The sequence below is a fragment of the Rhodococcus coprophilus NBRC 100603 genome, assembly GCF_001895045.1.
Taxonomy (GTDB): Bacteria; Actinomycetota; Actinomycetes; order Mycobacteriales; family Mycobacteriaceae; genus Rhodococcus; species Rhodococcus coprophilus.
In genome coordinates, this window is sequence record NZ_BDAM01000003.1 from 441,220 (window position 1) to 465,355 (window position 24,136).

Sequence of the window (24,136 nt, forward strand, 5' to 3'; positions counted from 1 at the left end):
GTGATGAGCATTCTGGAACCGTTGTACCGGCGGTGGCCGCACAGCTGGCCGCTGCAACCCGTTGCGCCGAGCACCTGGACGAAACAGGAGCCGACCTATCGAGCCGCCGACCCTCGCCTGATCCGGACGATCCTCGATCGAACGCAGCAGCAGCCCTCCGGCAACTGGTACGTCTTCGCGGCCAGCAGCGACATTCGCACCGATCGCCCCACTGCCGCCACCGTCGCCGGCGTCGAACTCGTCGCCTGGCGCGACTCGGGGCGGCAACTTCGCGTCGGTCCCGGCGCCTGCCCCCACCTCGGCGCGCCCCTGGCGTCGGCAGTTCTCGACTGCGGCGCACTGGTATGCCGATGGCACGGTCTACGTCTGGGGCCTGACGGCGAACGCGGGTGGCCGCTCTATCCCAGTCACGACGACGGGGTCCTCACGTGGGTCCGCCTCGACCGGATCGGCGGAGAATCGCCGCTGGATACACCTGTCGTCCCGGCGAGGCCACCTGCCGACGCCCACCTGACGGCGGTAGCAACCCTCACCGGAGTCTGCGAACCGGCCGACATCGTCGCCAATCGTCTCGACCCGTGGCACGGTGCGTGGTTCCACCCCTATTCCTTCGCTCATCTCGAGGTCGTCGAGGCGCCCACGCGGGACCGAACCGGTGACGAGGACGACCGTTTCGTCGTCGCCGTGACCTTCCGCGTCGCCGGCCGGATCGGCGTCCCGGTCCTCGCCGAGTTCACCAGCCCAGAACCCCGCACTGTCGTCATGCGCATCATCGACGGTGAAGGCACCGGCAGTGTCATCGAAACGCACGCAACACCTCTGGGGCCAGGCCCGGACGGTCGCCCCCGCACCGCTGTGATCGAGGCCGTCATCGCCTACTCCCCCCGTGACGGATTCACCACTGCACGCCGTGTGGAGCGCGCCCTGACTCCGATGCTTCGCGGTGCGGCCAGACGTCTGTGGCGCGACGACCTCGCTTACGCCGAAAGGCGTTACCTGCAACGCACCCGAACCGATCACACAACCCGCCCTCGGCCGCCGACCTGAAGGGCCGAGCCGAGGCGAGAACCCGAATCGGGTCGTCACGAGTTCTCCTGTCGGCCGGTGAGTTTCACCCGATTCGCGGCGACCACGGAATTGTCTCTCCTGCTGCGGATTTCCCTGGACCACGATTCGTCGAACAGACCGTAGTTCGACGAATGCACACCGGCGCGCTCACTAATCCGGTATGAACGGGGAGTTCTCTCGCCTTCGACTCGATTGGAGTATTTACATGGCCGAACGAACATTTCGTCGCGTGAGTGCATCTGTACTCACGGCGGCGGGGATGGGACTTGCGATGATCGTGGGCAGCGGAGGTGCAGCGCAGGCCGCCCCCACCTCCACCACCATGACGTGCGCGAGCGCCAACCCCCTCTTCTGGGCACCGCCGTTCACCTGGACCGTCACTGCCTCGTCAGGAGAGTCCCGCCCCGGCGGCGTGGGAGAGTTCATACCTTCCATTCTGCTCAGCGGCGGCAATGAACTGCCCACTCCCCCCGGCGGTCTGATCCCCAGCATCGGACCGAACTGGTACGGCACACAGGTCCTCGTCGACTGGCGCAACACCACTACCGGACAGTCCGGTCGCAGCGTGAGCGATCAGGAAGCCTGGAAACAGAAGCCCAGCATTCCGGTCAACCGCACCCTGACCGGTGCGGGAACCATCGACTTCACCGTCACGCTGCAAACCGGCGCGGGGTGGTGGTTCGTCAACCCGCAGAACGCCGTCTGCCAGGGCACCATCGACGTCATCTCACGGTCATGACCTGACATTTTCTCGCTACCTGCAACCGAAGGGTTGCCGAGAGTCGACCGGAGTGCAACCATTGAGTTGCACTCCGGTCTTATCGAATCACCTCCGGCCGCATCGAACGAGGAGCAGTCATGACCGACGAACTCGACCGCATCGAACGGAAGATCACTATCGAAGCCCCGGCCGCACGCGTATGGGAACTGATTGCGGAGCCCGGCTGGTACATCAACGACCACGCGATCACCGAACATCGACTCGAACGCGACGGCGACCTCACTGTCGTCCACGATCCGGTCCACGGCGCCTTCGCATTTCGGACCGAGACGCTGAAGGAACCGCACTACGCGGCGTTCCGCTGGCTGTCCGACGCTTCGAACCCCGACAGTCCGTCCACACTCGTCGAGTTCCGGATCGATGCCGTCTCGGAGTCCTCGACCGTTCTGCAGGTGACGGAAACCGGATTCGAGTCGCTTCCCGGCGACTCCGCCGAACGCCGCACCCGATACGAAGGAAATGTCGAAGGGTGGACCGTGGAACTGGATCTGGCACGCCAGTACCTCGAGAGCGGAAAATCCGTTGCCGCACAGTGACTCGGAATCGTCCGACGAACGCAACGACTCCGGCACGATCCGGGCGGCCGATCCGACCCGCGTATTCGCAGCACTCTCCGACGACACGAGGTGGCGTCTGCTGCAGCGACTCGGCCTCTCCCCCGCGTCCGCGTCCGGGCTGGCAGGTGAATTCACCGTCTCACGCCAGGCCATCGCCAAGCACCTGTCGATCCTCGAGGACTGCGGCCTGGTGACATCGGAGCGCGTCGGCCGCGAAGTCCGTTTCTCCGCAGCAGGCTCCCGGTTGAGTGCGGTGGGCAGGACGCTCGAAGCCGTGGGGTCGGGATGGGACCGGCGGCTCGCCGCAGTCAAGAAGGCGGCGGAGCGCCCACGTTGAGCACAGGCTGCGTCCGGAAGCTGCCACTGCGGCGAGGTTGATCTTCGGGGTTGTCCTCCCGGGCAAGATCCGGTTCCGAACCGGAGGTGCCGTATCGCGCCGAGGGCAACCATGGATGTATGAAACGTCTGCTCCGGGACCTCGTTGCGGCCTTCGCCGTCGCACTGGTGGCGGCTGTGGCCAATGCCTCCGCCGTGGCCTACACATAGATGAGTGCGAATGTCGACACCGTCGGACGAGTCCGGTTCTGGTCAACGCGTCGACGGCGCGAGTGTTCAATTTCTCGTGGGCGTCCGGCATGCCCTTCGACCTTGTCGGCAGCGACGGTGGCCTGCTCGAACATCCCACGCCCGTGAGCAGCGTTCAGCTTTCTCCCGGTGAGCGCGCCGAGATAGTCGTGCGCCGCGGGTCGGCAGGCTCGACCGAGACCCTGACATGCCGTACATATGCCACTGCCACCTGTTGCGGCACGAGGACGACGGAGTGATGGCCCAGTTCGTCGACACGGCAGCTGACCTGCCCAAACGAACCGGGGAATACTTCCCGAACCCGCTGTGTTGGAATCGCATGGATCGGCGCGTCAGTACGCCCCGGAGCCAGTATGAATGGCCTTCGTGGAATACCGTCCGGCTGGAGCCACGTTGCGCGAGACGCCGTGAGGCATCGGGCGCGTCGGTCCGCCTTCTTCTCTCTCCCGCGAGCGGCCCTCCGGTACCTCGTGAGTGGTACAGCTGCGGACCCAGATTCTCCCGCCAGTACAGTTGCCGTTCGGTAACCGAGGCAACCGAAACGGGAGTGTGCATGAACCGCTGGGCCGACATCGTGGTGACCCGAAGTCGGTGGGTTCTCGCCGCGGTTTTGTTGATTGTCCTCGCTGCCGGAATCTGGGGAGTGGGGGTGTTCGGAAAACTCTCCGGGACCGGCTACTACGTGGCGGACAGTGAATCCATGCAGGCCCAGAAGATCATCTACGACACCTTCGGGCCGCAGACCGCAGACATCATCGCGATGTACACCGCTCCCGAGGGCGAGACCATCGACGACATCCGAGACGACGTCGAGCAGACGCTCGGTTCCTTCGCCGAGGATGTTCCGGTCACGTCCATCACCACCCATTGGACGGCACCTCCCCCGATGGACCAGCTCCTGGTCTCCACCGATGGACGCAGTGTCGCGGCATCGATCATTCTGGGCGAGAACTCAGGGGTCACGAACGCGAACTTTCCGACCGTCCTCGAGATGCTCGAGGTCCCCGGGGTGGACTCGCAATTCGCAGGCGGAGCCGTAGTCGGCGTCGAATTCACCTCGACCCTCGAACACGATCTGATCGTCTCGGAGGCGATCGCGATTCCGGTGACGCTGTTGTTGCTGGTGTTCATCTTCGGCGGGGTCGTTGCCGCAGCGGTGCCCGTGTTCGTCGGTGTCCTCGCGATCTTCTCCTCGCTCGCGACCCTGCGGTTGCTCACGATGTTCACCGACGTGTCCTCGTACGCGCTGAACATCACCTCGTTGATCGGGCTGGGCCTCGCGATCGACTACGGCCTGTTCATCGTCAGCAGATTCCGTGAAGAGCTCAACGCCGGCGCCGAGGTCGTCGCCGCCACCAAGCGCACGATGTTCACCGCCGGACGCACTGTCATGTTCTCCGCAGCGCTGCTCATCTGCGCGTTCGCGGGCATGCTCGTGTTCCCGCAGGCGGTGCTGCGCTCGCTCGGACTGGGCGCCATGGCGTCGGTGTTCAGCGCCGCGGTCCTGTCGCTCACTGCCGTGCCGGCCGTGCTCGCACTGCTCGGTCACCGCATCAATGCCTGGACCTGGGACAGGGAAGCCTCGGTACGTAGCGAGGCCCGAGCCGTGCGTTTCTGGGGCGGTGTCGTGCGGAAGGTGATGCGACGGCCCGCCATCATCGCGGTCGTCATCACCGGCGGCTTGCTGGTGATCGCGACCCCGGTTCTGAAAGCCGGATTCGGCGAGATCGAATACACCGCGCTGCCGGAAAACAGTCCCGCGCGCGCCGCCACCCAGAAACTCCTCGATGACTTCTCCAGCAGCGGGAACGGCGCGACCCTCGTACTTCGTAGCGACGACGGACAAACCCCGTCGCCCGAGGAGGTTCGAGCGGTATCCCGCGCGGCGACGTCCGTCGACGGCATCGAACAGACCGTCACCGTGGGCTCGGAGGGCGACGTGGCGGTGCTCCAGGCGCTCTACGCGCAGGGAGTCGACGGAACCCCCCGGGCGAGTGCCATCACCGACGAACTGCGTGCCGTTCCCACACCCGACGGGACCGACCTGCTGGTCGGCGGTGGCCGCGCGCTCGTGGACGACGCGAACGCCGCGATCGCCGACGCTCTGCCGTGGATGATCGCGATCATGGTGGCGTCCACCCTGGTGCTGTTGTTCCTCGCATTCGGCTCGGTGGTGTTGCCCGTCAAGGCTGTGCTGATGGCCGGGTTGAGCCTGGCTGCCACGTTCGGCGTACTGACCTGGGTGTTTCAGCTCGGACACGGCGCCTCGTGGATCGGGGTGGTGCCGAGTGCGCTCGAGCCGACATTCGTGGTCCTGATCCTGGCGGTCGTGTTCGGCCTCTCCACGGACTACGAGGTGTTCCTCATGTCCCGGATGGTCGAGGCCCGCGCGGCGGGTGCAACCACCGTCGAAGCCGTGGAATACGGCACCGCGCGGACCGGCCGGGTCGTCACCGCGGCCGCCCTGCTGCTGATCGTGGTGACCGGCGCCTTCACGATCTCCGGTCTGTCGATCATGCGGTTCCTGGGCATCGGCATGATCATCGCGCTGATCATCGACGCGACGATCATCCGGATGCTTCTGGTGCCGTCTCTGGTGAAGCTCATGGGTGAGGCGAACTGGTGGGCGCCGGCGTGGATGAAGCGAATTCATGAAAAGGTGGGGCTGGGCCACTAGATCGCGACCCGGATTTCCGGCCACGCTACTTACTTCAGAGTAGGTTCTCGGGCATGGCAACTTACCTGGTCACGGGCGGAACAGGATTTCTCGGCCGGCACGTCCTCGCACGACTGCTCGCCACCAGGCCGGACGCCGAAGTGCACGTCCTGGTTCGCCGCGAATCCGTTCCCAAGTTCGAGGCGCTCGCCGGGTCGATGCCCAGCGGAGCGCGCCTGCATGCCTTGGTCGGCGACCTGACGGCGAGCGACCTCGGGGTCGAACCCGAGGCGATTCCCGAGGCCGATCACATCATCCACCTCGGCGCGATCTACGACCTGACCGCCGGGGACGAGCAGGCCGCCACCAACGTCGACGGCACCGAGAAGGTCGTCGCGCTGGCGCGGCGACTCGACGCGACACTGCATCACGTCTCGTCGATCGCCGTCGCCGGTGACCATCGCGGCACCTTCACCGAGAACGATTTCGACCTCGGACAGCGGTTCCCGACGCCCTACCATCGCACCAAGTTCGAGGCCGAGCAGACAGTGCGCAAGAGCGACATCCGCTGGCGCACGTACCGCCCGTCCGCGATCGTCGGCGATTCCGTCACCGGTGCCATCGACAAGATCGACGGCCCGTACTTCTTCTTCCCCGCGCTGGCGCGACTCGGAGCACTGCCCTCCGGGTTGCCCCTCGTCGTACCCGATCTGGGCGACACCAACCTGGTGCCCGTGGACTACGTCGCCGCTGCGATCGTCGAACTCGTGCACCGGCCCGGGCTCGACGGTCGCGCCTTCCACCTCGTGTCACCCCGTCCACAGCCGCTGCGGGAAGTGTTCGCGGCGTTCGCTTCCGCAGCGGGAGCACCCGTTCCCGTCGCCACCGTGCCCGGTGGTCTCGTTCGGCAACTCCTGTCGTCGACCGTTGTGCCCGGTCTCGACACCGCACGGCGGTTGGTGCTCGACCGCCTCGGCATCCCGCCGGTGATGCTCGACCATCTCACACTCCCGACCGTGTTCGACGACACGCTAACCCGGGAAGTGTTGTACGACAGCGGTATCGAAGTTCCGGACCTGGCCGATTATGCACCGGCGCTGTGGCGGTACTGGAGCGAGCACCTCGATCCCGACCGCTCACGACGGGACGACCCTCGCGGCCCACTGGTCGACCGGCATGTGATCGTCACCGGCGCCTCCTCCGGTATCGGCCGGGCGACCGCGCTCGCCGTCGCGGAGCGCGGTGCGCGGGTATTCCTCCTGGCTCGCCGCAAAGAAGAACTCGACGCCGTGGTCGCGCAGATCCGCGCTGGGGACGGATGCGCGTACGCCTATCCCTGCGACATCACCGACGCCGCATCGGTCGAACGGACCGTGTCGTCGCTCCTGGCCGACCACGGGCACGTCGACATGCTCGTCAACAATGCCGGCAGATCGATTCGGCGGTCGCTGTACCACTCGACAGACCGGATGCACGACTTCGAACGGACGATGGCCGTCAACTACTTCGGTGCCGTCCGTCTGGTGCTGGCATTGCTTCCCCACATGCGCCGACGACGTTTCGGGCACATCGTGAACATCACCACCGCAGGCGTCCCCGCCCGCACGCCGCGGTTCGCGGCTTACATAGCCTCGAAAGCCGCGCTGGAAGCATTTGCCGAAGTCGCGGCCGGTGAAACACTGAGCGACGGGATCACTTTCACCACCGTGCGGATGCCGCTCGTGCGCACTCCGATGATCGCACCGACCGACGAGTACACCGAGGCACCCGCCGCGAGTCCCGAAGCAGCAGCGGCGATGGTCGTGCGCGCCCTGATCGAAAGACCCACGCGCATCGACGTCCCGGTCTCGACCCTCGCCGAGTTCGGGAGCCTCTTCGCCCCGTCGACCGCCAATCGCGTCCGGTCCCGGCTCCACCACACGTCATCGGATTCCGGGGCAGCACGAGGTGAGACCGAAGAACGGAAACCGACTCCACCCGCTCTTTTCGGCGCGCTTCCGGCGCTGACCGGCGGCACAACCCTGCGCCGCATCGGACGACTCGTTCCGGGCGTGCACTGGTAGTCGTTCCGGACAACCGTGTTCGGCGCCCACGGCTGCGTACGCGGTCACCCGCGGTCGAATACCCCGATAAGCGTCGCCCGGGTCGCCACCACCGGACGCACCGGCTTGGGTGCAGCCCCACAACTCGCAGGCCGCGGCGGCAGATCACGTTTCTCGATGTCCACCCGCCACGCCCGGCCGTCACGGTGATGCACGACCGGCACAGCGCTGTCGTCGACTGTGAACTCGTCGAGCTGGTCGGTGCCGGTGAGCGCGCGGACCGCGATCTCTGCCACCTGCCCCGCCGCGTCCCACGTGCTGCGCCCACGGAGGCCCGGGAGGTATACCCGGCCGGTTGTCGCGGCACGCACCGCCTCTGCGCTCTGTACGGAGTCGAGGCGACCGTAGGTGTAGCCGGTGGGCAGCAGGATCATCGATGGTGCGAAGCGGTGTCCCCCGGTGTGCGAGCACTCCCACACCGCGTCACCGAATTCGTCGGCGAGCGCTGCCGCAACCGGGCGGCCCAGCACAGCGCAGCATCGGTCCCGCTTGCCGTGGGCGCAGACGAGCACGACCGGTTCGCCGACCGCAGTGCCGAGACCGGGAGGAGGCCCGGCCACCACGCGCGGCACGAGGTCGAGCAGGTCGTCGGGGTTCGCGATTTCGAGGCGCTCACACCACGTGTTGCCGGGCTCGGTGCGGGCAAGCAGCACCGTCCGGGTCGGACGCACGATGTCGCGTCCCGGTCGGCGGATGAACATGAACCGCACACCCGCCGCATCCGCGCGGGCGGAGATCTCGGCAGCGAGTTCCGCGCCGAGCGCCGAACCGTCGAGAACGTCCCGTCCCCACCCGGACGGAACTTCCAGGCACACGTACCCGGGCGCAGTTGCGGCAGTGCCGGGCAACGGCTCGTCGATGGCAGACAGCGCGGAGCAGGTTGTCGCAGCGATCGTCACCGGTTCATTGTCGCCACTCGGCTCGCTCATGGAACCGGCGCCCTGGCGCGTTTCCCCGATCAGCGTCTGTTTCCTCGCACCCGCCGCAGTCCTGCTCTCCCCCACACCCGCAGAAAACCTTGCGTGAGGTAGCCCAAGCAGCCGAGGGCCAGCACCCATTTGGTCAGGCTGATCGTCGTCGCGGCGCGCACGGTCGTATCGTCGATGCGGTTGCGATGGTCGAGCAGGTACAGCCCGGTGATGTTCTCTGCGTAATCCCCGGCCGCAGCGATCACGGGTGCGGCGGCGAGGAGCCTGCGTGTGCGGGGTGCCAGCGGACGGTGATGATCGAGGGCACGGGCACCGTCCCGGAGCGCGATGGCAAACGTCAACGGATGCACCATGTCCCAGTAGTAGTGCCGCCGGTACCGGCTGATCTCGTCCGGACCCAGGTTGTCGAGGATCTTCCGGTACTTGTCCGCCGAGAAAGTGGCCTGAATCGTGCCGACGGTGAGTGCGGTGGGGCCGAGGACGCGGCCCATGTTTGCCTGGGACGCCAGGAACAACAGCGACGATCCGATGAGCCGGCGATCCGATTCGGTCAGTGCCATGCCCATGATGGTAGCGCTCACACCCCCGGTGTCGGATTTGTGCGTTATGGTGTCCGCGCTACCGAACGTCTGGGGGGACGATGGCGGATACGATCAGGGCAGACATCGACGAATTATTGTCGTTGTCAAAGGATTTCCAGGGAATTGCAGGCCGTATCGGCCGTATCGACACCCGTTCGATCTCGGTGGGAGCAGCCGAGGGCTTCCCGGGCGGTGCCGCGGTCGTCGAGGCACTCGCAGCAGTCGAGTCCGCGTCGCAACGCGCAGTGTCACTCCTCGCCGACCGCGCCTGGTCGACGTCCGACACCATCGACCGGGTCGCCGCGGACTACGAGAACACCGACGAGTACTTCGCCGCCGGATTGGCGCAGGCAGTTCCCGAGTGATCCCCACGATCACCGGTGTCCGCAACTGGACGCCCGCCGTCCTCCACGACAGAGCAAAAGCCGTCGACACGGTTGCTGCACACCTCGACAACGAACGCGGCGCTCTGACGGACACCGCAGGCACGCTGTGGCAGTCCTGGCAAGGACGTGCAGCAGACGCGGCGGAGAAACACCTGTACACGGAACGTCGCTCCGTCGTGGCCGTCGTCGAGCATCTGCGGCACGTCGCCGACCAACTCCGCCGCGCCGATACCGCGCTCACCTGGTCGGTTCTGGCGGTGCGCAATGCGATCGCGAACGCCGAGCGGGCGGGTTTCACTGTCGACGACAGCGGCGTGAAAGCCGACCGCCACACGGACGACTCGGCCGCTGCAACCCAGGACGCCGCCACTGAGCACGCCGAGGCGATCCGGCGCGCGCTGGTCACCCTCGGCGAACTGGACGATCACTATGCAGAAATCCTCCGGGAGATCGTTGCGGATCTCATCGCGAGCACTCCCAAACCTGCGCCGCTCTCCCCCGAGGAGGCAGTCCGCGACCGGGCCATCTTCGACGACGGAAAACTCGACGGCGACGAGGTCGGGCGATTGCTGGCCAACCTGACCGCTGCCGGCCTCGACACCGACTCCCTCGCCGATCTCGCGACGGGCAGAGAGGTCACACACCTGCCCACCGGGGCGATCCGATACCTCGAAGAGTTGTATCACCGGGGTGGAGCCGAACAATTCCTTCTCTTGCAGAACGCACTCGACGAGGACGGCAGCCCGCAGGCCGTGGCGGCGGGGCGGGCACTCAGCGCCGGAATCCTCACTCTGTCGAACGAGAACATCGTCGACGGCGACGGACACAGCGGTGGCTGGGACAGACTTCCGCCGGACGTTCGCGCCCTCGTGCAGTTGAATCCGGCCGACTCCGCACCGGCGACTCTCGACGACTACCTGCGCTCGCTTTCGCCGTTCGAGCGATCCCGGCTGGAAGCCGATCCGGGCGCGGCCGCCCGCGCACACGCCGAGATGCTGCGCGATCCGGGAAACCACTACGCCCAGCGCCTCGGCGTCCAAAACGAGTTCTGGGGACGAGTAGCCGGCGCCGAAGGTATCCCCGGCACTCGGCTCGGAGTAGAACTCGTCGAATCCGCAGCGATACAAGTGGGCCTCTCCGACTCCGATGGCCGTTCGGCAATCGCCTCCGCGTCGTACGCATTCCCGATCGGACTCGGCGAAGCCATGCTCGACGTCGGCACCCGGAACAACGAGACCAACGCTCGTATCCTCACCGGCGACCTCGACGGCGACGGCAGTCCCGAGACTCGACGCGACGCCATCCTCACGCCGTTGTTCGTCCACGAGTGGAACGACGACGGCGCCTCGCTCGGCCGGCTGACATCGTGGATGACGGAGGAGAGCCTCGCCGGGCACGGCGAGACCGGCTCGCTCGACACGGAACGCCGCGACCGCGCGGACCGTGCGGCTCTCGGACTGGCGCAATACCTTTCGGACGGTGAAAACTACTCACGCTTCATGGACATGAGCGGGCCCGACACCGCGAACCTCGGCGAGGTGAATCCTGCGCTGCTGCACGCGACGAGTCAGGGCCTCGTCGGGTACATCCCCCACCTCGCCGGCATCGACACCGACAGCCGCGAGTGGGGTCACCGTGCAGCAGAATCCAGTGACGCCGGCGACAAGCGTTTTGCCCATGCTCAGCGTGTGTTCGCCCTCATGTCGACGGGAACCGACGCGAACACCACCTTCATGGGCGGCGCCCTTGCGTTCCACGAAACCTACGATCGCGCGTTCGTTCGCAGCCTCATCGAGCCCGACAAGTGGGGTGAGATATCCCCCGATACCGCGGCCGCCGGAAACGCGGCCCACATCCAGGCACTCGTCGACACCGGCATCTACGCCGCCGCCGTCGAACAGTCTCGGGACCAGGAGAACATCGCGAACACGGTTGCCGAACGCCGCAGCCAGGCTTACGACACCGGCTACACGATGATGCGCAACGCGGTCGCGTCGTTCGTTCCCGCCAACTTCACGGTCGGCATGACTATGGACATGCTCAACCCGGGTGTTCGCGACACCTTCACGATTCCGGAAACGCCGGCGGAAGATTTCGCGTTCACCGTGAACGAGGCGCAGCTGACTGCGGAAAACGATGTCCGGATCGCACGGTTGCTGGTCGGTACCAACTGGGAACCCGAGAGCCCAAGAGCGATCAGCGCTCTGACCGACGCAGGCATATTGGCGGACGACGGCAGGCTCTCGACTAATCCTGATCCGCTCTCGACGCGAAGCTCTCAGAGGGTGCACACACTCATCGAGGATGGCGTGGAGAACGGGTTCGGATCTGACTATCTCAATCGTTACACGGAAGAATACCGGCGGAGTTACCACGACGTCGCTCCCACCGTTCACTTCACTTCGAACTGAGACGATGCACCAGACAACAGCGATACTCGCCGCTGCCTTCCTGACACTCTCGGCGGGGTGCGGCACGCCGACAGAACACACTGACAACACGCGTGTTGCCGAACCACAACCCCACGAGTGGGTCGCTATCGACGACGTTTCAGTCCGCTGGACCGCAGTTCCGGGCATCGACCTGGACGCACCCGAAGTTCTCCTTGCACGGGCGTTCGGAGAATCCGAACTGTTCTACGAAATCACCGGCCGGCTCGAATCGACCTATGAAGGATTCGCAGAGACAGTGCCATATCTTCTCGACAACGGCGGACGCACTTACCCTCGCATCGGGACGGTGAACAATCACGTCTTCGAGGTGCGTCCACTCCCCGATAGATTCGGACGCCCGTCATATCTCGTCGCCTATTGCACCGACGAATCCGAGACAGCCGTACCCACAGGTGACGCGTGGAAAACGAGCAGCTACGCACTCAGCCATCCCCGCGTTCTCGCCATCACCCGCACCGGTTGGAATGTGCCGGCTCCTCAGGTGAATACGGCGGTCCGTACGTCCCACCCGTCCTGGAATGTCTTCGAGGGCTGGGAGATACGTCTCGGAACGAGCGTGGGGAATGACTTCTTCGCTCTCAGCAAACCCGAGGATCGAGCACTGAATGACTACTGCATCCTGGACCATCCGCCCAGCAACGGGGGTTTCGCCCGCGACCAGCCTCTCGAGACTCCTCCCGTTGCCCAACCTTCCGTTCCCGGATGGCCACAGCGCGTCGAGGGTCCCTGACCCGAATTGCTGGATCAGATGTCGTAGTCCACGACGACCGGTGCGTGGTCGCTCATCCGGCGATCCTCTGCGGGTTCCCGGTCGGTGCCCGCAGCGACAGCGGTTCGGGCCAATCCCGGTGTCGCAAGGTGGTAGTCGATCCGCCACCCGACATCGCGTGTGAACGATCCGGGGATCCACGACCACCACGAATACGGGCCGTCCACACCCGGGTACTGCGTGCGGACGACGTCGACGAGGGTGCGCGGCGAGAGCAGCGAGTCGAACCATTCCCGCTCTTCCGGAAGGAATCCCTCGGCCTGATTGCTGCGCCGCCAGTTCCGGACGTCGTACCGGGTGTGGGCGATGTTGAGGTCACCCATCAACAGCAGTTCTCTGCCCCGTGCGCGCGCCTCACGGCGGGATCGCGTCAGTTGTCGAGCGAACGCGTCCAGAAAACGCATCTTGCGCGCATACCGGATCCCGCCGTCCGGTTCGTCCCTCATGCGGCCAGGTTTCTGCAGGTGTGCCGGGATGCCACCTTTCGGCAGATACAGCGACGCGACGGTTATCGGCGCATCCGCGAGATCGACCTCGATATAGCGGCCTTCGTCTGCGAATTCCCTCAGTCCACGGGCCAGCGGTCCGCGCTCGAGGGTGATCGTGTCGCTGTGATCTTCACCGGGAGCCCGCACCAGTGCCGTCCCGCTCCACGTCCGTACCGCGGCGGGAGGGTCCATCGTCAGGACCGCGACGCCGTTGCGGCCCGGAATGACACCCTCTTCGTAGGTGAAGTGATATTTGCCGAATACTCCCGGCGGAACAGCAGCGGCAGGAGCGCGCACTTCTTGCAGTGCAACCACGTCGGGCTGGCGCTCACGGAGCCAATCTTCGAATCCGCGTCGCTGCGCCGCACGAATACCGTTGATATTGAAGGTCGCGATACGCACGGAGAACCAGTGTAGGGACCGGGTTCAGTCCATGAGAAACGGCACGACCGCGGCCGCGAAGTCTTCGGCGCGGTCACGGTGGATGCTGTGGCCGCACCCGATCTCCCGCACCGTTCCGTCCGGAAGCGACGACAGCGCCGCGGCCAGCAACCTCGGGTCGACCAGACTGCCGCGGCGCACACCGCGCAGCAACATGGTCGAAGACCGGACATGTGGAAGCTGTTGCCACCACTGAGGATTCGGAGTGTGGAACTGGCCGACCACCGTCTCGGTCATCGACCGGTCGAAGGCGAGAACGGCGCGGGGATTGAGGATCATGCTGCTGGTCGCGTGCCACAATTCGGCGGGCGTGGGACGGGCGACGGGAATGCGCGGAACCGGATCGCCCGCTCGCAACGGCAACGGTGCCTCCTCGAGCACGAGACGCCGGATGAGCCCCGGGTGCTTTTGCGCCATCAGTGAGCCGGTGTGCCCTCCGAGCGAATGGCCGACGAGATCGATCAGGTCGAATCGGAGGTGGGCGCACAACCCCGCGACGTCGTCGGCGAAGTCGTGGAACCGGTACGACGCGGCGCGGCCGCTACGGCCGTGACCCCGCAGGTCGACGGCGACCACGCGCCGCCCTGCCCTCGCCAGCACCCGGGCGAAACGGGTCCAGGTGCGACTGTCACCGCCGAGTCCGTGCACCAGCACGACCGGAACAGGATGCGCGCGGCCGGACGGCACGGTCTCGCGATACGAAACCACGACACCGTTCGGTTCGGCTGTACGCAGGAGGCTGTCCACGTCCGCCGAGCCTACTCAGTCGTAGACCCCTTCCACCCGCCAGCCGTCGGCGCCGTAGACGACGAGCAGTGCGCGGGAGCCGTCGAGGAGCACCTGGAGCCGGGCGACATTCCGCGCCGACGCCGGATCCCACCAGTACTCGTCCACCGGCCAGGGTCCCGCCCATCCGATCACCGTCCAATTGCGACTTCCCCATCGCAATCGGGCCGGTCGTCCGTCGAGCACCCCGCGCTCCGTGACCGTCACCGGCGTGCCGGATTCGTCGGCCAGTGTGATGAGGGGCGGTTCCTGCAGGACCATGGCGGGGGCGGGTGGAGGAAGCCGACCGGGCCAGGGCGCGCTGGGATCCGACGTCGGGACGGCCTCCTCGCCCACGGGCACGAGTACGACGCGTTCACCCGGACCGCGGCCACCGCTGAGCACCCCCACCTGCACCGCGTCGCCGCCGAGAAGCCCTTGGACGCGCACCAGGGCTCGCCTGGCCCGTTCGTCCTCGTCTCCCACCCCACCCCACAGGCCCAATTGCAACGCACCGGAGGCCACCACTTCGACCGGTTCCAGACGCAACAGCACGATTCCCGCGGTGGGACGGGAGCCACTGCGGCCGGTGAGCCATCCGTCGAGTTGCCATCGCACCCGGTCGGCTGTCCCTTCCGGGGTCAACGGCTCGGCACAGCGCCACGTGCGGGTGTGCTCCTCGCCGTTTCCGGTGCGAGCGGCGACGAGCAACCGCGTGCACGCCACGCCCGCCGCGGCAAGGCGTACGTGCAGGAGTCCGGCCAGCGTGCGGCCGACGAACGCGGCCGCGTCCACCCGTTCGATCGGAGGATCGCACGGGTACTCCACCACCAGGTCGGGAGGGATCGACCGTCCCGACGGCGGGCGTTCGGGCAGGGCCCGGGCACTCCGGTGCGCGGCGACCGCATCGGAACCGAACCGGGAGGCGACCTCGGCCGGGGTCAAGGCGGCGAACGTTCCGATCGCGCGTATCCCCAGCCGACGCAACAGATCCACCGTTTCACCGCGTTCGGGGGCTGCCAGGGCAGGTTCCACCGCCAGTTCCGAAATCGGCAGCGGCGCCAGGAATCCGGCGCCGGCACCGACTGGAACCAGGGTGGCGCGCCGCGCTGCGAGCACCGCGGTGGACAACTCGTCGGCGATGCCGACCTGGCACTCGACTCCGACCGCAGCGACCGCGTCGACCAGCCTTTCCGCCGCCGCCTCCTCCGTGCCGAACCATCGGACGACACCGCGGGCTGCCAGCACCACCAGACCGGGACGCAACACTTCCACCCCCGGAGCAACCTCGTCGATCGCGGATACCACCGATTCGAACCGGATTGCATCACGGTCGGTATCGGACTGTGCCACATGCAGTTCCGGGCATCTCGCTTGCGCTTCCCGACGGCGCAGGCCACGTCGCACCCCTGCGGCGCGCGCGGTGGCAGAACACGCGATCACCCGATTGGCGGCGACCACCGCGATCGGGGTGGTCGCGGGCAGATCAGCGACCGCCGCTGCCGCCACCGCCGGCCAGTCCGGACACCACACGGCGACCACCCTGCCGGGAGCCTGCCCGGAGGTACTCACTGCGCCGCCCATCTCACTGCGCCACCTGTCCTCGTCCGGCATCGCCACCGATGCGACGGGGGTTACCGGACTCCCACAGCACTTTGCTGCGTTCGGCGCATACATCGACCTGGGTGGTGCGCAGAGGAAACGCCCGGCCGTGCGCCCGGACCGACAGCCGCGTCCCGCACAGCCTCCCGAGTCCGGGACCGTCCACCCCTTCGTAACCGCTGACCTGCGCTTCGAGCCGGATCTGTGCCCCTTCCCACTGCCCGTCGGTGACGATCAGGACAGCCCCTTTGCTCCGCGCCCTGGCCGCGACAGCACGTGCTCGGGACGGCGGGACAGAGTTGCCACCCAACCCCAGAACGACGAGATCCATCCCGTCGAGAAGGACGGCTGCGACCTCGACGGGATCCGGTCCGGGATCCGGGATCACCGCAAGTCGTTGCAGCCGGGCACCCATTTCCGCGGCAGCGAGCAATCCCAGCCGCCGCTGGCCGATCACCGCGGCATTGCCGCCCGACGAGGTCACCGAGGCGAGCACCCCCAGCAACAGGGACGCGGCACCTGACACCGAGACGACGCTGCCGCGGACGAGACCGCCGTGCGGCAGCAGGTCGGCGAGTGGTGCGGGTACCGGGAGCACACCCTGGGACGCGACCTCCACGGGTTCCGACACCGGCGTCGGCCGGGAGACCTCGCCGCGTGAGGGAACGGCGGCGATCCGTCGTCGTAGCGCCTCTATCTGCCGCGTCCGCTCCTGGCTCGCTCCGCCACCGACCGGAAATTCGGCTACCTCACCCAACATGCACCCCTGTCATCCGCCTGCCGCGTTGCACACGACCGGCCGACCACGGGGAAGGCGTGGCCCAGCTCGAATTCGTATTCGAACATCCATTCGAACATTTCCAGTAGACCCGATGCCGTCACTCGCCGTCAAGTGAGCGACCGGCCACACCTTCGCAGTCTCGGCACCGGTGCCTCCGCGCCCATCCATTACTCTTGGCAAGGTGGTCGATCAGGACAGAGCAGGACGAGTCGTCGGCCCGGACCACCTCGTGGCCGGGCGGTATCGACTCGATTCCAAGCTCGGTGGCGGCGGGATGGGTGCCGTCTGGCTCGCCCGCGACACCAGGCTCGGCCGCAATGTGGCTGTCAAGCAAGTGATCTCCACCGCCGACCTCGACCACGCCGAAGCCGAGGAGATCCGTCGCCGCGCACTGCGCGAAGGCCGGGTCGCAGCCCAGCTCACCCACGAACACGCCATCTCCATGTACGACGTAGCGCTGCACTACGGTGAGCCCTGGCTCGTCATGGAACACCTGCCGTCCCGGAGTCTGGCGCAGGTGATGAACGCCGTCGACACGCTGCCGCCGTACGTCGTGGCCCAGATCGGGGCGAACGTCGCCGACGCCCTCACCGCCGCACACGCCGCCGGCATCGTCCACCGCGACGTCAAGCCCGGCAACATCCTCATCGCCGAGCGCGGCGACATCTCCGGTGTCGTGAAGATCAGCGACTTCGGCATCGCCCGGGTCAAGGGCGACAACGACCCGGCCGGTGTGATCATCGGAACGCCCGCATATTTCGCACCGGAGGTCGCGCGCGGCAACGACCCGACCGAGGCCAGCGACGTCTTCTCGCTCGGCGCGACTCTCTACACCGCCATCGAGGGACAGCCGCCGTTCGGTTTCGAGCCCGATTCGATCGCCTTGCTGCACCGCGTCGCGCGTGCCGAGATCATCATGCCCACGAGCACCGGACCGCTCACCGACATCCTCCTGTCGATGCTCGAGCCGGACCCTTCCCGCCGGCCGACCATGGCCCAGGCCCGCGACCTGCTCGCCGCGGTGACGCTCGGCCCCGGAGGCACGGCCGCACAACTCCGCGGACGTCCCATCCTGTCGGAGGACGGGACCGTTCCATCCTGGGCGCAGCGCGCCACCCCTCTCGCCGAGCCCCTCCGGCTCCGCGGGTCGTTCGTCGACCGGCCGCTGGGCGAGATTCCCCCGGGACACAAACAGCAGGGATCGCCGAAGAAGAGCTTCCATCCGTCCGATCTGCTCGACCGTCTGCTCCCCAACGGACCGGCACCGAGCACCCTGCAGGACAAGGTCGTCGCCTACGCACCGCTCGCGATGGCCGCCATGGTCGCGCTGCTGGTCGCAGCGCTCGTGGCCGCCCTCGTCATCAACTTTCTCGTGACCTGACACCTCCCGATCCGCATGGGCCGCGTCTGCGGTCCGAATTCGGCCGAGTGTGTCGGATGTGCATGTGACGATCCTGCTCCCACCGAACAGCTAGAGGGAGCAGACCATGAGCACTCCACCAGCAGATCCGACGATGACAGCTATTACCGACGCCGTAACCCTGGCTCGTGCGGGACGCACCTCCGACGCTCGTGCTTCGCTCGAAGAGTTGTGGGGCGAGGTGGGCCCCGGAGGAGATCCGCTCCATCGCTGCACCCTCGCTCACTATCTGGCCGATCTGTACGACAGCGCGGAAGCTTCACTCGAGTGGGACCTCAGAGCGCTGGCGGCTGCCGATGAATTGGACGACCAGCGCGTCCAGGAGCACCACGCTTCCCTCCACATTCGCGGCTTCTACCCGTCGCTGCACCTCAATCTCGCCGACGACTACCGCCGACTCGGCGACTTCGATTCCGCTGCCGGACATCTCACGGCTGCACGAAGCTACAGCGATGCGCTCACGGCCGACGGTTACGGAGCAGGCGTGCTCGGGGGAATCGACAATGTGGCCGCGGCGATCGCCACGCGAAGCACCGAACGCCTCGCGACCCACTGAACGATCAGTCGATACGCCGCCGGTGCGCCCACCGGGTCAGTGCGTTGCGGTTGGACTGCTGCGTCTTACGAAGCACGTTCGACGCGTGGGTTTCGACCGTCTTCACCGAGATCACCAGTTCCTCGGCGATCTCCCGGTAGGTGTAACCGCGGGCGAGCAACCGCAGAACCTCGAGTTCACGCGGGGTCAGCGAATCCAGTTCCGGATCGAGTGGGGGTTCCGGCGCCGACGATCTGCCGGTGAACGAATCGAGCACGAAACCCGCGAGTCGCGGGCTGAACACCGCGTCCCCTCCGGCAACCCGGCGTACCGCATCGGCCAGATCGGGCCCGGAGATGGTCTTGGTCACGTACCCGCGCGCACCCGCGCGGATGACGGCGATGACGTCTTCGGCCGCGTCGGACACACTGAGCGCCAAGCACACCGGGCCGTCCGTGATGCGGTTGAGTACGGCGACGCCGCCACCGTCGGGCATGTGCACGTCGAGCAGGACCACGTCGGGCCGGGCAGCCTCGATACCGGCGACGGCCTCGCCCACCCCACCGGCCTCCCCCACGATGTCCATGTCGTGTTCGCGCCCCAACTCGGTGCGGACACCCGAACGGAACACCGCGTGGTCGTCGACCAGGAACACGCGGAAGCGGCCGGAGCGTTCGGAAACCTCGGACGCTGTCACCTGGGTCGATATCACTGCGTCTGCTCCTCGGGGTGGGGGTCGGTCACCTCCCACTCTAAGGTCGTGTCGTCACTCTGCTCACGTCCGGCGCGCGGCATATGGATGCGAATTTCGGTGCCTTTGCCCGGATTCGACTTCACCACCGTCCGTCCGCCGCGCCGTTCGATCCGGGTCCGGATCGAACGGGCGAGTCCCTGCCGGTCCGCAGGCACCGTCTCAGGATCGAATCCCACGCCGCGATCGCGGACGAACACGCTGACCTGGTCGGGTTCGACCTCGGCGAACAGATCGACGTTATCCACCTGCGCGTGCTTGGCGGCATTGACGAGCGCCTCGCGCGTCGCGCCCAGCACGGCGGTGACCGCTTCGGCGGAGAGGTCGTCGTCTTCCGGTGCCACGTCGCCGACGATGACGGGCACGACCGACACCCCGTACTGGTCCTCGACCTCACCCGCGATGGTCCGCAGTGCTTCCGCGAGCGAAGTCCGCGGCGACTCGTCCCCGCCGAACAGCCAGCGCCGCAGTTCCCGTTCCTGACTACGTGCGAGCCGGAGCACTTCCTGCTGGTCCGCCGCCTGCTTCTGGATGAGGGCGAGGGTTTGCAGCACCGAGTCGTGCAGATGCGACGCGATCTCGTCGCGCTCCTCGTTCCGGACCCGCGCGGCCCGTTCGGATTCGAGCGCCCGCCACATCCGGATCCAGATGGGCACGGACAGCAGCGCCGCGCCGATCAGTGTCACCACCACGGCGAGAAGCGACGATCGCAACGCCGCCACGTCCACCTGAGCGAGGACGATCACCCCCAGTCCGGTCACCACGAGGGTGAGACCACCGAGGACGCGGGCCCACGCCAGCACCGTCGGTTTGGCCGGGAGGCCGAAGACCGACCTGGGTCCTTCCGCATCGAATTCCCGCCACACGAGGGCCGCGCCCACCGCAACCACGAGCACCGGCGTGATCACCGACGCCGCGCCGCCGCTGAAGAGCCACGACAGGCCTATCGCGAGGGCGAGGCCCATGACGGCGAGGCCCACGGCCCGGCGGCGCTCCCCCGGTTCGGGACGGACGTCGTCCGATCCGGGCGGGACGAACATCCACAACATTCCGTACGCGACGATGCCGACCCCGCCGAGCGCGGCCAGTACTGTGAACGCGACCCGGACCTTCGTGACGTCGACGCCGAGATGGTCGGCCAGTCCGCCGGCGACACCGCCCACAACACGACCGCCCACCCGTCGTTCGAGACGAGGGACGGTGGTGGGCGATCCGGCGACAGGCTGCACCCTTCGATACTGACACGGTTGCTGCCCGTCCGTCATCGGGGACGAACCCTGATGTCGGGGTCTTTCCGGGTCGCCGGATATCAGGGTCCGTCCCCGATGTGCCGAACGCTCCCAGGAGACAGGATGGTCCCATGACCACGAGGAACTTTCCCGAGCAGCTGTCGGATATGTGGCGCACTCGCCCGGTGCGCCTGCCCGATCAGGGGCATGTCGCCGGGGTGTGCGCGGGTATCGGGATGCGCTACGGCGTCGACCCGGTACTCGTTCGCGTCGCCTTCGTCGTCTCGGCGATATTCGGCGGCTCCGGGATCGTGCTGTACCTGGCGGCGTGGGTATTGTTCACCCGCCACGGCGACCAGGCGTCGCCGCTCGAGTCTCTGATGGGACGCGGGACCAGCTCGGATTCGTCCACCAAGGTGATCGTGATCCTCGTGGCGCTGGCCATCTCGGCGAGCGCGATCGGACCGGTCGGAGCGGGCTTCGGCGGATCCGGCTTCATCGGTGCATTCCTGATGCTCGCTGGATGGTGGTTGCTCTACCAGCGCCGGCCGGAAGCTCCTGCACTGCCGATGCCGGACGGTGGATTCACGTCCGATCCGTCCGCGTATCCGCAGCCGCCCTTCCAGAACGGCATCTTCTCGCACGGGATGTTCATGCACAACGCGTTCATACGGAGCATGTACACGCAAGCGACCGCGTCGAACCCGCCCCCCAGCGGGCCGGCGCCCGGCGACCCGGATTACCTGCAGACCGGCACGCCGGACGCCGCGGCCGGGACTGCGCAGCCGGACACGGCTCCCGGATCCGGGCCCAACTTGCGCAAGGAACCGGCCGAGTCCGGACCTTCGACGAAGGACAACTCCGGAGTCGCCGCCGGGCCACCGGCGTGGGATCCGCTGGGCGTCGCGCCGTTCGCGTGGGATCTCCCCGAACCCGCACCAGTCCGTGATCTCGTCCCCACCCGGAAGCGGCGGTCGCGGCTGACCACCACAGTGCTCGGACTCGCGGTGCTCGCCGCCGCAGCTGCGGGAGCGGTGGCCGTATCGGGTGACGTCACATGGATGACCCCGGCTCGAGTCGGTGCGATCGCACTCGCGGTCATCGGCGCAGGCATGATCGTGGGTGCGTTCCTGCATCGCGGTCACGGACTGCTGGTCGTCACCGGTCCGCTGCTCGGTTTCGTGGTGCTGGCCTCGATCGTCGGCCCGATGGACCGCTCGAACTGGGGTGACCGTGACTGGGCACCGACCTCGGCGGCAGAACTGCAGCCCGTCTACACCTCGAAGTTCGGTCAGATGAGTCTGGACCTGCGGAATCTCGAGCTCAGCGAGGACCACACCGTCGCGGTCGACGGTAGCTTCGGCAACGTCGAGGTGCTGCTGCCGGAAAACCTCGATGTCCGCACGACGTGTTCGGTCGACGCCGGCCAGATCACACAATGCCCCGAGCCCGGCCTCGATGTCGGCAGGGACGGCGAGAAAGGGCCGGTCCTGACGTTGGACGCGGCCGTCGACTTCGGCAACCTGGAGGTGCGTCGTGGCTGAGTACAACACCGGATTCGATGCCGGATCCTCGGAGGAAGACCAGGCTCGGCCCTGCCGCCGAGGTCCCTCGCTCCTGCTCCTGCTGTCCGGCCTCGCCGCGCTCGTGGTGAGCGGATGGGCGTTGCTCGGACCGTTCTCGCTCGATTTCCTCGCCACCTTCGACGGGGGCTGGATTCTCGTCGGCGCAGCGGTCGTGATCGGTGCCGTGCTGGTGTTCCTGCCGAGCAGGCGCAGCAAGTAGCCGGACGAGAACGACCCCACCGGCGTAGTCAGCCCGGAGTGCGGGCCGCCTCGTCCGGGCCGGAGCGGCGTCGCCGGGTCAGCCGCAGTCGAGCGATGCGGCGACCGTCGAGTTCGGTGACGGTCAGCCGGTTGCCGTCGAGAACGACGCCTTCCCCCACCTGCGGCAGATGGTCGAGCCGGTACAGGACGTAGCCGGCGATCGTCTCGTACGGACCTTCGGGCACGGCGATGCCGGTCTGCCGGGCGAAATCCTCGACGTGGAGCAGTCCGTCGACGTCGTCGTACAGCGCCGGCGGGCTTCCCGCTCCCGGAGTGCCGGACGCACCGTCGACCGGGTCGAACTCGTCTCCGATCTCACCGACGATTTCCTCGACGATGTCCTCCACCGTGACGATGCCCGCGGTGCCTCCGTACTCGTCGACGACGAGCGCTATCTGCGCATTGCCACTCCGCATCACGGTCAGAGCGGCGAGGGCGGCCTTGGACCCCGGCAGGGAGACGATGGACCGGCAGAGATCGGCGACGGTCCCCCGCGGTCGCTCGGCGAGCAGCAGATCGCGTAGATGCACGAATCCGATGACGTGATCCGCGCTTTCGGCGATGACGGGATATCGCGTATGGCCGAGACGGAGCGCGAGCGAGCGGGCATCGGGAATCGACGTATCGCCGCGCAGGAAGTCCACTTCGGTGCGTGGCCGCATCACCTCGGACAAGTGCCGGGATCCGACGTCGAAAACCTCGGTGAGCACGCTGCGTTCGTCTTCCGGCAGCGCCTCGTGACTGACGAGCATGTCGCGCAGTTCTTCGTGGGTGATCTGCTCGTTCTTGAGCGACGGATCGGATCCGAGGAGCCGCACGAGCGCATCCGTGGAGACCGAGAGCAGCCAGATGACCGGGCGCATGATGCTCGCGAAGCGGTCCAGAGCCGGAGCCGTCGCCAGCGCCGTCCCGGTCGACCGCTGCAACGCGATGCGCTTTGGCACCAACTCACCGAGCACCAGTGACAGGTAGGCGATGACCAATGTGGTGCCGACGAGAGCGAGTGCATCGGCGACCGCGGGCCCGAGACCCCAGCCGCGCAGTGTCGGTGCCACATCGGGGGCGAGAGTGGATGCGCCGAAGGCGGCGGAAAAGAACCCGGCGACGGTGACGCCGATCTGCACGGCGGACAGGAACCGGTTGGGGTCACGCGCGAGGGCGGCGGTGCGGCGACCACGCCCGCCGCGCCGGGCCAACTCCAGAAGCTGACTCTCCCGCAACGACACCAACGCCATCTCGGTGGCGGCGAACACCCCGCCCACGAGAACGAACAGCAGCACCGCCCCCACGTTGACGAGCGTGCCGCCCGTCATGCCGTGGACCTGCGGTGAATGCGGCGGGACTCAGATCCCGGGTCGTGGTCCAATGTTCCGCGCTCCTCGCCGGGGACGTTTCAGTCTAGGCAGAGGAGGCGGCGTCACGGAGCAGGTC

22 protein-coding genes are annotated in these 24,136 nt (G+C 67.1%); 13 read left to right on the forward strand and 9 right to left on the reverse strand.

The window, feature by feature from the left end; all coding sequences use genetic code 11:
* Nucleotides 1-3: 3 nt before the first annotated feature.
* The 6 genes from RDCOP1_RS07935 to RDCOP1_RS07965 all read left to right on the forward strand — a co-directional run bounded on the left by RDCOP1_RS07935 (nucleotide 4) and on the right by RDCOP1_RS07965 (nucleotide 7,710).
* Nucleotides 4-1,047 carry a Rieske (2Fe-2S) protein gene (locus RDCOP1_RS07935; protein ID WP_072699687.1) on the forward strand — a complete coding sequence of 348 codons (1,044 nt, stop codon included), beginning with the start codon at nucleotides 4-6 and terminating at the stop codon, nucleotides 1,045-1,047.
* 226 nt (nucleotides 1,048-1,273) lie between these two features.
* The gene (locus RDCOP1_RS07940) at nucleotides 1,274-1,807 is read left to right on the forward strand and encodes a hypothetical protein (protein WP_072699535.1); all 534 of its coding nucleotides are present in this window, start codon (nucleotides 1,274-1,276) and stop codon (nucleotides 1,805-1,807) included.
* A gap of 119 nt (nucleotides 1,808-1,926) precedes the next feature.
* A complete protein-coding gene (locus RDCOP1_RS07945; RefSeq protein ID WP_072699536.1) occupies nucleotides 1,927-2,385 on the forward strand; it encodes an SRPBCC domain-containing protein in 459 nt (152 codons plus the stop codon).
* 37 nt (nucleotides 2,386-2,422) lie between these two features.
* Nucleotides 2,423-2,743, forward strand: a complete 321-nt coding sequence (locus tag RDCOP1_RS07950) for an ArsR/SmtB family transcription factor (protein ID WP_072699688.1) — start codon at nucleotides 2,423-2,425, stop codon at nucleotides 2,741-2,743.
* Nucleotides 2,744-3,544: 801 nt separating this feature from the next.
* Nucleotides 3,545-5,668, forward strand: a complete 2,124-nt coding sequence (locus RDCOP1_RS07960) for an MMPL family transporter (protein WP_072699538.1) — start codon at nucleotides 3,545-3,547, stop codon at nucleotides 5,666-5,668.
* Between the two features lie 53 nt (nucleotides 5,669-5,721).
* Nucleotides 5,722-7,710 carry an SDR family oxidoreductase gene (locus tag RDCOP1_RS07965; protein ID WP_072699539.1) on the forward strand — a complete coding sequence of 663 codons (1,989 nt, stop codon included), beginning with the start codon at nucleotides 5,722-5,724 and terminating at the stop codon, nucleotides 7,708-7,710.
* Between the two features lie 44 nt (nucleotides 7,711-7,754).
* Here RDCOP1_RS07965 and RDCOP1_RS07970 read toward each other — a convergent pair whose 3' ends face one another.
* Together RDCOP1_RS07970 and RDCOP1_RS07975 are read right to left on the reverse strand one after the other, a co-directional pair.
* Nucleotides 7,755-8,678: a ferredoxin family protein gene (locus RDCOP1_RS07970; protein ID WP_072699540.1), complete on the reverse strand. Its 924-nt coding sequence runs from the start codon at nucleotides 8,676-8,678 to the stop codon at nucleotides 7,755-7,757.
* A gap of 29 nt (nucleotides 8,679-8,707) precedes the next feature.
* Nucleotides 8,708-9,238: a hypothetical protein gene (locus RDCOP1_RS07975; RefSeq protein WP_072699689.1), complete on the reverse strand. Its 531-nt coding sequence runs from the start codon at nucleotides 9,236-9,238 to the stop codon at nucleotides 8,708-8,710.
* An 80-nt stretch (nucleotides 9,239-9,318) separates the two neighbouring features.
* Between RDCOP1_RS07975 and RDCOP1_RS07980 the strand changes: the two genes are divergently transcribed.
* The 3 genes from RDCOP1_RS07980 to RDCOP1_RS07990 are packed head-to-tail and all read left to right on the forward strand — an operon-like array spanning nucleotide 9,319 to nucleotide 12,828.
* Nucleotides 9,319-9,624, forward strand: a complete 306-nt coding sequence (locus tag RDCOP1_RS07980) for a hypothetical protein (RefSeq protein WP_072699541.1) — start codon at nucleotides 9,319-9,321, stop codon at nucleotides 9,622-9,624.
* The gene (locus tag RDCOP1_RS07985; protein ID WP_072699542.1) at nucleotides 9,621-12,056 is read left to right on the forward strand and encodes a WXG100 family type VII secretion target; all 2,436 of its coding nucleotides are present in this window, start codon (nucleotides 9,621-9,623) and stop codon (nucleotides 12,054-12,056) included. The genes RDCOP1_RS07980 and RDCOP1_RS07985 overlap by 4 nt, the downstream gene beginning before the upstream one ends.
* A 4-nt stretch (nucleotides 12,057-12,060) precedes the next feature.
* Nucleotides 12,061-12,828, forward strand: coding sequence for a hypothetical protein (locus tag RDCOP1_RS07990; protein ID WP_072699543.1), 768 nt, complete (start codon nucleotides 12,061-12,063; stop codon nucleotides 12,826-12,828).
* Between the two features lie 14 nt (nucleotides 12,829-12,842).
* On the opposite strand, the gene RDCOP1_RS07995 is transcribed toward RDCOP1_RS07990, so the two are convergent.
* From RDCOP1_RS07995 to imuA', 4 genes are read right to left on the reverse strand one after another with little or no spacing between them, the layout of a single operon-like run.
* Complete coding sequence (locus RDCOP1_RS07995; protein ID WP_072699544.1) at nucleotides 12,843-13,757, reverse strand: exodeoxyribonuclease III; 915 nt, start codon at nucleotides 13,755-13,757, stop codon at nucleotides 12,843-12,845.
* Between the two features lie 24 nt (nucleotides 13,758-13,781).
* Complete coding sequence (locus RDCOP1_RS08000; RefSeq protein WP_072699545.1) at nucleotides 13,782-14,543, reverse strand: alpha/beta fold hydrolase; 762 nt, start codon at nucleotides 14,541-14,543, stop codon at nucleotides 13,782-13,784.
* A gap of 15 nt (nucleotides 14,544-14,558) precedes the next feature.
* Nucleotides 14,559-16,145: a DNA polymerase Y family protein gene (locus RDCOP1_RS08005; RefSeq protein ID WP_072699546.1), complete on the reverse strand. Its 1,587-nt coding sequence runs from the start codon at nucleotides 16,143-16,145 to the stop codon at nucleotides 14,559-14,561.
* A 1-nt stretch (nucleotide 16,146) separates the two neighbouring features.
* Nucleotides 16,147-16,920, reverse strand: coding sequence for a DnaE2-dependent mutagenesis accessory factor ImuA' (gene imuA', locus RDCOP1_RS08010; protein WP_072699690.1), 774 nt, complete (start codon nucleotides 16,918-16,920; stop codon nucleotides 16,147-16,149).
* A 205-nt stretch (nucleotides 16,921-17,125) separates the two neighbouring features.
* Between imuA' and RDCOP1_RS08015 the strand changes: the two genes are divergently transcribed.
* A complete protein-coding gene (locus tag RDCOP1_RS08015) occupies nucleotides 17,126-18,325 on the forward strand; it encodes a serine/threonine-protein kinase (protein ID WP_169848849.1) in 1,200 nt (399 codons plus the stop codon).
* A 106-nt stretch (nucleotides 18,326-18,431) separates the two neighbouring features.
* Nucleotides 18,432-18,920, forward strand: coding sequence for a hypothetical protein (locus RDCOP1_RS08020; protein ID WP_072699547.1), 489 nt, complete (start codon nucleotides 18,432-18,434; stop codon nucleotides 18,918-18,920).
* 4 nt (nucleotides 18,921-18,924) lie between these two features.
* On the opposite strand, the gene RDCOP1_RS08025 is transcribed toward RDCOP1_RS08020, so the two are convergent.
* A complete protein-coding gene (locus RDCOP1_RS08025) occupies nucleotides 18,925-19,608 on the reverse strand; it encodes a response regulator (protein WP_174555787.1) in 684 nt (227 codons plus the stop codon).
* Nucleotides 19,608-20,915 carry a PspC domain-containing protein gene (locus RDCOP1_RS08030; protein ID WP_111731637.1) on the reverse strand — a complete coding sequence of 436 codons (1,308 nt, stop codon included), beginning with the start codon at nucleotides 20,913-20,915 and terminating at the stop codon, nucleotides 19,608-19,610. Before RDCOP1_RS08030 ends, RDCOP1_RS08025 begins: the two co-directional genes overlap by 1 nt.
* 95 nt (nucleotides 20,916-21,010) lie before the next feature.
* On the opposite strand from RDCOP1_RS08030, the gene RDCOP1_RS08035 reads away from it, so the two are divergent.
* Together RDCOP1_RS08035 and RDCOP1_RS08040 are read left to right on the forward strand one after the other, a co-directional pair.
* Entirely contained in the window at nucleotides 21,011-22,423 is a 1,413-nt protein-coding gene (locus tag RDCOP1_RS08035) for a PspC domain-containing protein (RefSeq protein ID WP_072699549.1), read from the forward strand.
* Nucleotides 22,416-22,664, forward strand: a complete 249-nt coding sequence (locus RDCOP1_RS08040; protein ID WP_072699550.1) for a hypothetical protein — start codon at nucleotides 22,416-22,418, stop codon at nucleotides 22,662-22,664. The genes RDCOP1_RS08035 and RDCOP1_RS08040 overlap by 8 nt, the downstream gene beginning before the upstream one ends.
* A gap of 28 nt (nucleotides 22,665-22,692) precedes the next feature.
* Here the strand turns inward: RDCOP1_RS08040 and RDCOP1_RS08045 are convergent, their stop codons facing one another.
* Entirely contained in the window at nucleotides 22,693-24,018 is a 1,326-nt protein-coding gene (locus RDCOP1_RS08045; protein WP_072699551.1) for a hemolysin family protein, read from the reverse strand.
* Nucleotides 24,019-24,136 lie beyond the last annotated feature (118 nt).